We start from the raw sequence: 668 nt of genomic DNA on the forward strand, positions 1-668 counted from the left end.
GGCGAATCGCACATCCTGCACGGCGTCGACCTCACGGTGAACCGCGGCGAAGTGGTGACGCTGCTGGGCCGCAACGGCGCCGGGCGCACCACCACGCTGCGCGCGATCATGGGCCTGACCGGCGCGCGCAAGGGCTCGATCAAGGTCAACGGCAACGAGACCATCGGCCTGCCCACGCACAAGATCGCGCACTACGGCATCGGCTACTGCCCGGAAGAGCGCGCGATCTTCTCCAGCCTGTCGTGCGAGGAGAACCTGCTGCTGCCGCCGCAGCTCAAGGGCAAGGGTGGCGAGACGACCGCGGGCATGAGCGAGTCCGAGATCTACGACATGTTCCCCAACCTGAAGGAGCGCCGCCAGAGCCAGGGCACGCGCCTGTCGGGCGGCGAGCAGCAGATGCTGGCGGTGGCGCGCATCCTGCGCACCGGCGCCAACCTGCTGCTGCTCGATGAAATCTCGGAAGGGCTGGCACCGGTGATCGTGCAGGCGCTGGCGCGCATGATCCGGATGCTCAAGCAGAAGGGGTACACGGTGGTGATGGTGGAGCAGAACTTCCGCTTCGCCGCGCCGCTGGCCGACCGCTTCTACGTGATGGAGCACGGCAGCATCGTCGAGCGCTTCGATGCCGGCGATCTGCAGGCAAAGATGCCGGTGCTGCATGAACTGCT

General features: G+C 67.1%; 1 protein-coding gene. It reads left to right on the forward strand.

Annotated elements, in window-relative coordinates; translation table 11 throughout:
- Positions 1 to 668 (forward strand): ABC transporter ATP-binding protein (locus ACAD63_RS00520; protein WP_434033302.1); only part of this gene is annotated, 668 nt, incomplete at both ends.

Origin of the sequence: Cupriavidus sp. a3 (genome assembly GCF_051015765.1) — a bacterium.
Lineage (GTDB): Bacteria > Pseudomonadota > Gammaproteobacteria > Burkholderiales > Burkholderiaceae > Cupriavidus > Cupriavidus oxalaticus_A.